Annotated in this window: 6 protein-coding genes; 4 read left to right on the top strand and 2 right to left on the bottom strand. The window is 65.1% G+C overall.

The window, feature by feature from the left end:
• Window positions 1-55 precede the first annotated feature (55 nt).
• Both R5W23_RS29690 and R5W23_RS29695 read right to left on the bottom strand, forming a co-directional pair.
• Window positions 56-2,722 (bottom strand): hypothetical protein, encoded by a 2,667-nt coding sequence (locus R5W23_RS29690; protein WP_320689515.1) that lies wholly within the window; start codon window positions 2,720-2,722, stop codon window positions 56-58.
• A 226-nt stretch (window positions 2,723-2,948) separates the two neighbouring features.
• Complete coding sequence (locus R5W23_RS29695; RefSeq protein ID WP_320689516.1) at window positions 2,949-4,352, bottom strand: M20/M25/M40 family metallo-hydrolase; 1,404 nt, start codon at window positions 4,350-4,352, stop codon at window positions 2,949-2,951.
• A 130-nt stretch (window positions 4,353-4,482) separates the two neighbouring features.
• On the opposite strand from R5W23_RS29695, the gene R5W23_RS29700 reads away from it, so the two are divergent.
• The 4 genes from R5W23_RS29700 (at window position 4,483) to R5W23_RS29715 (ending at window position 8,656) form a co-directional block, all read left to right on the top strand.
• Window positions 4,483-5,043 carry a YybH family protein gene (locus R5W23_RS29700; RefSeq protein ID WP_320689517.1) on the top strand — a complete coding sequence of 187 codons (561 nt, stop codon included), beginning with the start codon at window positions 4,483-4,485 and terminating at the stop codon, window positions 5,041-5,043.
• A gap of 345 nt (window positions 5,044-5,388) precedes the next feature.
• The gene (locus R5W23_RS29705) at window positions 5,389-5,970 is read left to right on the top strand and encodes a hypothetical protein (protein ID WP_320689518.1); all 582 of its coding nucleotides are present in this window, start codon (window positions 5,389-5,391) and stop codon (window positions 5,968-5,970) included.
• Window positions 5,971-6,043: 73 nt separating this feature from the next.
• The gene (locus R5W23_RS29710) at window positions 6,044-7,525 is read left to right on the top strand and encodes an RNA polymerase sigma factor (RefSeq protein WP_320689519.1); all 1,482 of its coding nucleotides are present in this window, start codon (window positions 6,044-6,046) and stop codon (window positions 7,523-7,525) included.
• Between the two features lie 234 nt (window positions 7,526-7,759).
• Entirely contained in the window at window positions 7,760-8,656 is an 897-nt protein-coding gene (locus R5W23_RS29715; protein ID WP_320689520.1) for a sugar phosphate isomerase/epimerase family protein, read from the top strand.
• Window positions 8,657-8,787 lie beyond the last annotated feature (131 nt).

Genomic DNA, 8,787 nt, shown 5'->3' on the forward strand with positions numbered 1-8,787 from the left:
AAACCGGGGCCGCGGCAGTACGCCTCGGCCCTGGTCGTTAAGCCGGATTCGGGGATCACTGCCTGACGCGCGGCCCCTGGGGCAGAACGTTCAGCCAGGCGGGCGGTAACTGGATTTTCTTAGCGCCGTCGATTCCGGTTGAAGAAAACACATTCGGGCCGGCCGCACCGAGCTGGACCATCAGCGCGGTTGCTCCACCCACGAACCCGGTCGCCACGCCCGAACCGCTTGCGGCCTGGGGGCCGAAGTTCAGGGTGCCGGGGCCGAGGATGTCGGGCTTCCCGCGGAGCGTGAGTCCGGTTCCGCCCCCCACCAGGGTCCCGGGCACATCGGCTCCGACCGTGATCGCGCCCAAGGCGTCGCCGGGGGTGCCGACGCCCGCAGTCGGGCTGGTGAAGCTCCGAAACACCACCTTGGGATCCCCAACGCCGGCACCAACGGTGTCGATCGCGATTCGCGGGTAGATTTCCACCTCGCGCCGCAGCACCGGGAGCAGAGCGTCCGGCGCCCCCGGCGAATCCACCGCCAGCGCGTATCGGCCCGGGGTGGCAACGCTGAACTCCAGCATTTGCTCGAACACCAGCAACGTCGGGGTGCGGTAGATCACTTGCGGGACGCTCACCGATCGGGCCTCTTCGGCCAACTCGTCGCTCGACCGCTTGGTGCCGGTCGGATCGATTTGGCGCAACAGCCGGAGCGTGAGCGGCTGGGCGGGGGTGTCGGCTTCGGGGAAGTTCGGGTTGGTCGCCTCGCGCCACTGAACGACGATCCGCAGCTTCGACCCGGCCGCCAACTCGGGGGCGACGGTGCCGGTCGCGGCCCGCGTTCCGAGGAAGTTGAGGGCTGCCGACCAGGAGTGGTCGGGGAGCTTTGACTTTGGCGGCGCGAACTCCATCAGCCCGTCGCGGTTGGCGTCCAGGAACGGCCCGCCCCACACCGCGGCGCCGGACGCGCTCGCCGCCTGCACCCACACGTGCGGCGCGGGTTTCGCGGGGATGCCCTTCACCACCCGGTGCGCCGGTCCGGTCGCTCGGGCGTCGATGGTCCGGGCGAACTCGTTGACAGAATCGAGGGGATAGCCGGACTCCCACACCAATGTGTTCACGATCACCTGGGCGCCGGCCAGCGTGCGAGTGATGTCTTTCTGGTAGCCGGTTAACCGCCCGGACAGCACTGTGAGTTCTCGCTCGCGTGCCAGGACCGCATCCAGATCCGCCTTGGCCTTTTTCCGCTGCGCGACCGCCACCTCGTTGTCGGTCAGGTCCGCGAACGCCGTCTTGTACGCAGCAATCGCCCGGTCGCGGTCGTCCTCGAACGCCGAGAGGCGGGACGAGAGTTCCGCCAGCCGGCTCTGGAGGGCCTCGGTGTATTCGAGTTCGCCGCGGGTCAGCTTCAGGACGGTGTTCAGGTGGAAGTAGCACCCGGGATCAATTCGGACGAGCACAAGTTCGGCGTCCGGAGCGGCGGCGGCGAGCGCCTTCGCGGCCGGAACCCCCGTCCCGACGCGCGTGGGGTCGGACTTGAAGGGGATCAGGTCCGGAGCGAGTTCCGTCGTGAGGTCGAGCACCTTCGTGCGCCGGGGCAGTTCGGTGCCGATCAGTTGTTCGGCGCCGGTGAAGTCGGACCCGATCAGCACCACCTTGACGCCGGCACCCGTGTACCCACGCTTGTGCAGCTCATCCAGGCGGGACGCTTTGAGCGCGTCCGCGACGGCCTCGCCTTTCCCCCCCGTGCCGGTCGTGACCGTTTCGGTCCCCTGACGCGGGAGCCGCAGGCCGATGACTCCCGGCTCCTGGGCGAGCAACTCGACGAGTTCCGCTCGCGGCAACCGGACGTGAACGATGTTCCCGATCGCCCCATCAACCGAGGCACCGGAGTACCGGCCGCGGAGAGCGATTTTGAGCGGTTGCAGGTCTTCGACCCGGTCCCGGAAGACCACCTCAACACGGAGTTGCGTCCCCTTGGCCGCGGGGGCCAACAGGGCGGCCCGCAGGTCGGCCGAGTATTTGAGCTGGGCGGGCAGCACCGCAGGCGGCGCGAGCGGCGCGGCGAACTCCGTGTGCGGGAGCACTTCGGCCCACCGAATCGGGTTGCGGTCGCTGAGGGGGGCGGGCAACTGCGCGACGCGGGTGCGGGGCGCGAACCACCCGCTCGGCTCGTACCGCAGATCCTTCACGAGCACGTCCACGCTCTTGCTCGGGAGCGCCCCGCGGACCAGCGTGTAACCGCGGGTGTCGTAGCCGAGCGACTCGACGAAGCCGAGCTGCGCGAGGTGTTCGACCGTCTGGCGGTGCAGTTGCTGCTGCGTGCCCGGCAGGTACCCGCCGCGCAGCCCGAGCTTCACCGCCACCGGCTTGTCGGCGTCGGGGCGCACAAAGTCGGCCGGCTCGAACAGGACGTTCTGCACACGCGGGTTGTCCAAAACGCTCAGCGCCTTCGCCCCCGCGATGGTGCCGGTCATGCGCTCCGCCGTCGGCTCGAAGACCTCGAGGTCGTAGTCGGGCTCGTTCTTGCGCGCGTCGTCGAACCCGAGTTTGGCCAGGAACTTCTGAAGGTCCGTGTACTGGCGCACCCGCTCGTCGCGGTCGGCCCGGATGCGGTACCGGATTTCGATCTTCACCTTTTCGGGCCGGGGCGGTTCGTTGACCTGTGCCGGCGCGGGGGCCGCGAGCGCCAACAGCGCCGCGGAGATCAGGGTGAGTCGTGCGGGTGCGTGCGGCATGATGCGACCTAATCCGGGCGCGAGCGTGTCAGACTTCATCGTGACCGGCGGAACGGGAGTTGCCAAGCGGCAGACGGGAACAAAACCGCGCGGGGCGAGTGAAGAACCCGAAGAAGTGAGTCGATCCGCAGATTGACACCGCTTGGAAGAACGGGAACGGGCTGCTCAGGTCTTCCAAGTCGTGCCAAGCTGCGCGATCTGCGGATCTGGTTCGGCCTTTTCTCGCTCACTTGACGGTTGCAGGGGTGAGCTTTCCGAGGTTCGCGAACAGCGCGACCAGAGACGCCATGAGCTTCTTGAAGTCCCCTTCGTGCAGGCTCTCGTTGGGGGCGTGGGCGTTGCTCGCCGGGTCTTCGATGCCCATGAGCAGCGCGGGGGCGCCGCCGAACAGGTCCGACAGTGGGCCGACGAACCCGATGGACCCGCCGCACCCCACCGCGACCGGGTCGCGGTCGAAGCCGGTCCGCATCGCCGCGAGGGCGGCCTCGAACGCCGGACCGTTCGGGTCCGTCATCCACCAGTCCACCGGCGGGCCGGCCGGGGTCACGGTCACCTCGCAGCCCCACGGCGGGTTGGCCTTCAGGAACGCGGTCAGCTTCTCCAGCACCTGTTCGGGCTTCTGGTCCGGCACGATCCGCACGCTCACGAGGGCCGACGCCTTGGGAAGCACCTGGTTGGACGCGCCCTTGATCGAACTCGCCTCCTGTGCGATCACGGTGACCGCCGGGCGGCGCCAGCACTGGGCGTACTCCGAGTACCCGGGCTCCATCGCGAACCGCGCCCCGGGCACCATCCCGATCGAGCTGCGGATCTTTTCCAGGTCGGAAGGGAGCTTGTCGAACGCGACGCGCTCCTTGTCGGAGAGCGCCCGGACCTGGTCGTAGAACCCCGGGATCGGGTACGGCCCGCCCTCGCTGTAAAGCCGACCCAGGATCGCGTTGAGCGCGATGGCCGCGTCGGGCAAGCTGCCGCCGCCCATCCCGCTGTGGACCGGGATCTTCGCGGTGGTCACATCGACCCGCACCGCCACAATGCCACGCAGCGAGTAGGTGATGCTCGGGGTGCCGACCTCGACGTTCTCGGTGTCGCACACCACGATCACGTCGGACTTGAGCCGGTCGCGGTGCGTCTCGAAGAACTTCAGCAGGTTTTTCGAGCCGACCTCTTCTTCGCCTTCCACGAGCATCTTGATGTTGACCGGGAGCTGGTTACCGGTCTTCCGGTACGCCGCCACGGCGGCGAGTTGGGCCGAGATCGCGCCTTTGTCGTCGGCGGAGCCGCGGGCGTAGAGGCGACCGTCGCGGCGGGTGAGCTTCCACGGGTCGCTGAGCCACTGCTCGATGAAGTTGACGGGCTGCACGTCGTGGTGCGCGTACAGGAACACCGTGGGCTTGCCGGGCGCTTCGAGCCACTCGCCGTAGGCGTAGGGGAGCGAGTGCCCGACGCGGAGCACGTCCACGTTGTGCAACCCGGCGTGGCGCATCTGGTCGCAGGTGAGCTTGGCGGTGCGCTCGATCTCGGCCCCGTGCTCGCCGTCGGTGCTGATGCTCTGAATCGCGACCAGCTCGGCCAGCCCCTGAACGATCTCCTCGTGGTTCTTGTTGAGCCAGTCGAGTGCTGCGGCTTGCATCGTGTGTCGCTCCGTGGGTGCTGGTGGGCGGTGGTGGTGCAATCACTGTACCGGGCGCCCGGGTCGCGGTAAACCCGCGCGGCTATGCTAACCGGCACGGTCCCGTCCGTTCTTTGTGAGGCGTAACGTTATGTCTGATTCCCTCACTACGCTGGCCAACGAAGTGCGGTTCCGCGCGAAGTTCCTGAAGGTCGCGTTCTTGGTCAATGTCGTGCTGTTCGTGCTGCTGATCGGGGCCGGCACGGCGCTGGTCACCGCCGTGGCGCGGGCGACCGGCGCCAGCACCCCCGCCAGCGACGAAAAGGACATCCGGGCGGTGCTGGAGGCGCAGGCGGTCGCGTGGAACAAGGGCGACCTGGACGGCTTCATGGCCGGATACTGGAACGACGAGAAGCTGACCTTCATCTCCGGCGGCGACATCACCAGCGGCTGGAAGAAGACCAAGGAGCGGTACGAGAAGCGGTATCAGGCCGAAGGCAAGGAGATGGGGAAGCTGACCTTCTCGGAACTGCACGTCGAAGCGTTCAGCCCGAACGCGGCGATGGTGCGGGGGAAGTTCGAGCTGGTGTTCGAGAAAGAAAAGGATGAGAAAAAGAAAACCGCCAGCGGTCGGTTCACGCTCCTCTTGCGGAAGCTGCCCGACGGGTGGAAAATCGTCCACGACCACACGTCCGCGGACGAGAAGAAGTGACGCCGTACCGCCCTGATCTGTAATCGTCAGAACGCGCGGCGGAATAAGAATCTCTTTGGAATTATTGGAAGAAGGCGAGGGTGCGAGTCACCAAGACGCAAGAGGGAGTCGCAGAAGATTTTGACAGGATAAACGAGATATACAGGATCAGTCTTTATCTCGTTGATCCTGTATATCCTGTCAGAAACTGTCTTTGTGAGCGTGTGGCTCGTAGCGGCTGGTGCGGATCTGAGATCATTAGATCGCGCCGGCATTCGTTCGAGGCCGCCGCTGGCGTCGCACACGGCTGATTTGCCTGTTCCCGCCACATTCTGTACCGGCATCTTGCAACCGACAGGGCGTAACATGAAGCGGGTTGGTGCGGTTGAGCGGCAGACACTTCTGGCGCTGGTGCTGGCGATCCCCATCGCTCTGCTCGTCGTTGTGACGTTTTCTCCGTTCCGGACCACCTCGGCGGATGAGGTCGAACCGGAGCCGGTGGCGCCCAAACCGAAGCCGAAGCAAGTGACCCCGAAGGGGAAGGGCGGACCGAACGCGAAAGCGGATCCGTCGTCCGCAGCCGTGCCGCCGCCGCGCGAGGTCGGTGAAGTGGCCAAACGGGAACAGCAACTCGAGCAGGCGCAGGTCGGCTGCAAGCGCATTTCGGACGCCGTCACCGCCTACGTCATGAGCCCCGCGAACCCGGGCGCGTCGGACGAGGACCGCTGGCCGATCGAACCGGGACACCTCGTCAACCCGCCGTTCGGGGGGACATCGTTCCTGCCGAACGGGCAGAAGGATCTCGTTGACCCGTGGGGCAAGTCCTATCAGTTCCGAACTGCTCAGAAGAAAGACAGCGGCGACATCCTGCTCGTCTTCACCACCGCGCCTAACGGAACACCCATCAGCCAGTTCGGCGTTGGCGCGAAAGCCCAGCCGCAAGAGTGACCCGTCGTTGCGAAATTTAATGAATCGCTTCCGGGGTTGAAGGCACTTCTGATGTGAACCCCCGGAGGTGACCGTGTCTCAGCGTGTCCGCGGCTTACTCGATCGACTCTTGGCCCGGCGCAAATCCGCGTCGTGCGACGGCGTGTCCGACGCCGAACTGCTCCTCCGCTATTCACGCGACCGCGACGAAGCGGCGTTTGAGCTGCTGGTGTGGCGGCATGGTGCAATGGTGCTCGGCCTCTGTCGCCGCGCGCTCCGTGATGAGCAACTCGCCGAAGACGCATTCCAAGCCGTGTTCCTGGTTTTGGCGCGCAAAGCCGGTGGCGTGCGTGGGAATCTCGGCGGGTGGCTGTTCAAGGTCGCCCGCCGCGTGTCGGCCCGCGCCGCCGCACGTCGGCCGGTCACGCAGCCGGTTCCAGACGTACCCGGAGAACCCGTTCCCGATTCGGTGGAGCGCGGCGAACTGTCGGAACTGCTGGACGCGGAAGTGGCACGCCTTCCGACCCGGCTCCGTCACCCCGTCGTGCTGTGCTATCTGGGCGGGATCTCGACCGAGGACGCCGCGCGCGAACTCGGCTGCCCGCGTGGCACGGTGCTGTCGCGCCTTGCGGCCGCTCGTGCGCGGCTGGCGCAGCGTTTGACCCGCCGCGGCGTCACGCTGCCGGCGGCGGTGGTTGCCGCCGGGGGAAGTGGGCTGGCCCCGCGTGCCGTTTCTGCCGCGGTCGCACTTGCGCGACAATTCACCACCGGTTCCGGCCCGATCACGACACCGATATCCCTGGCCCACGGAGTGATTAACTCAATGAACCGAAAGACTTTGTTTACGGCCGTTTGCGGGATGCTGCTCGCTACCCTCGCGTCCGGGTTCGGCCTGGTGTCCGCTCAGAGCGGTCGGTCCGAAATGGTGGTAGACCGAAAGACTGCCACAGAGCTTGCACCCTCGCCATCGGAAGCCAAGCCGGCCCCCACGACGGCCGTGCCTGATACTGATGACAAGCTGCTAAAGCTTGAAGGCTTTGCGTCTGAGCTCGAGGCTAAGATCCGCCAGCAAGAAGACCTGATCGAACGCCTCGAACGGGACAACGCTCGAAACGAGAACTCACTCGTGGACCTTCAGAAGCGGATCGCAGAAACCGAACAGGCACTCCGCGCGATCGAACGTGAAATGGTTCGTCTGGATGCCGAAGCTAAGATTCTCCAGAATCGCGTGAGAATAAATAACGATAAAGATAATTCAAGAATTTTTGAAAATGGCATTCAGCGTGAAATTAAGAAGGCCGAATGCGACGGGCTTCGTATCGATCGCGACGCCCTCAAGAAGCAATTAGAGCATGCCGCGGTTCCAGACAAGCGTACCGAACACATGCGGACGGCACTTGTGCCACAACATGAAGTGCTGGCAAAGTTGCAACTTCAGTTGCTCCTACTCCGTGCCAAGCGTAACGGCATCACGTTTCCCGAGTCCACTGGGACCGACGCGAAACTCGATGCAATCCTGAAAGAACTTGCGGCACTGCGGAAAGAGGTACAGGAGTTGAAACGCGGGCAGAAGTGAAAAAAGGCCGGGCCGGTGAGGCTTCGGGGACGCTGCCAACCCCTTGACTCACCGGCCCAACACAGTCGCTCCCACATTTAAGGAAGGGTCGCTGCCAAACTCCCCTTCCTCACCATCTCCGATGCGCCCCGCGATCGGGTTATTGCCTCCGCCCCAAACTTTTTTCTCTTGCAGTCGCATCTTCAATCTGGATCATCAGTTCCGGTTTGATCTTCTCACCCGGAACCGCACAAAATGGACACGCTCTCCCGCCGCTCGTTCCTGGCTGCGTCCGCTGCGTCCGCGTCCGCGTTCGTCTCGGGGGGCTTACACCCCATGAACGCCAACGCCGCCGCCGAAGCGGCGAAGTTCAAGCTCGGAATCGTCACGTACAACGTGCCCAAAGACTGGGACCTGCCGACCCTTTTGAAGGTGTGCAAGGAGGTGGGGATTGCGGCGGTGGAGTGCCGCACCACCCACAAGCACGGGGTCGAACCCGCCCTCACCGCCGATCAGCGGAAGGACGTGAGGAAGCAGTTCGCGGATTCGGGCGTCACCTTCTGGGGGAGCGGCAGCACTTGCGAGTTCCACTCCGACAAGCCCGAGGTGGTGAGAAAGAACGTGGAGGAGTGCAAGGCCTTCATCCAACTGGTCCACGACCTCGGCGGGACCGGGGTGAAGGTGCGCCCGAACGGTGTGCCGAAGGGCGGTGACGAGAAAAAGACCTTCGAGCAGATTGGCAAAGCCCTTCAGGAGTGCGGTAAGGCCGCCGCCGACGCGGGCGTCGAAATCTGGGTTGAGGTGCACGGCGCCGTGACGCAACTGCCCAAGAACATGAAGGCCATCATGGAGGCGTGCGGCCACAAGGCGGTCGGGGTGACGTGGAACTCCAACACCACCGATCTCGAAAACAAATCGGTGAAGGCGGGGTTCGAACTGCTCAAGCCGTGGATCAAGTCGTGCCACATCAACGACCTGACCAACGACGCCAAGGGCACGTACCCGTACCGCGAGTTGTTCGGACTGCTCCGCGGGATCGGGTACGACCGCTACACCCTGTGCGAGGTCGGCACCGCGTACCCGGACGTGGCGAAGGGGACCGAGTTCCTGAAGGGCTACAAAAAGCTGTGGGACGAACTGGTGCGAGCGTAATCGCCGGCCTGAAACCGAATGAACTGGAACCACATCCAGCCCAGGGCCGTTCCGCGTTTGGGTCTGGGTCTTCGTAGCCCGCCCAAGGTACACACGGAACCGCCCTGGGGTACTGTGCCTCCCTGCGACGG

The organism is Gemmata algarum, from assembly GCF_034097035.1.
Classification (GTDB): domain Bacteria; phylum Planctomycetota; class Planctomycetia; order Gemmatales; family Gemmataceae; genus Gemmata; species Gemmata algarum.